Source organism: Citrobacter sp. TBCS-14 (assembly GCF_005280805.1).
GTDB lineage: Bacteria > Pseudomonadota > Gammaproteobacteria > Enterobacterales > Enterobacteriaceae > Citrobacter > Citrobacter gillenii.
The window spans coordinates 1-230 of the sequence record NZ_SZWM01000127.1 but is presented as its reverse complement, the minus strand read 5'-3'; the positions used below and the strand labels follow the sequence as shown (position 1 = coordinate 230).

At 46.1% G+C, this 230-nt stretch carries 1 pseudogene; it reads left to right on the top strand.

Features of this window, described 5'->3' with window-relative positions:
- Nucleotides 1-230, top strand: a pseudogene (locus FDX22_RS00685) (spermidine/putrescine ABC transporter substrate-binding protein PotF); the annotation flags it as partial.

Below are 230 nucleotides of genomic sequence, written 5' to 3'. Positions count from 1 at the left end.
GCTGGGATTTGATCCTCAAACCGGAGAATCTGGAAAAACTCAAAAGCTGCGGTGTCTCTTTCCTCGATGCGCCTGAAGAAGTGTTTGCTACTGTGCTGAACTATTTGGGTAAAGATCCAAACAGTACCAAAGCGGATGATTACACCGGGCCGGCAACCGATTTGTTGTTGAAACTGCGTCCGAATATCCGTTATTTCCACTCCTCGCAATACATTAACGATCTGGCAAAT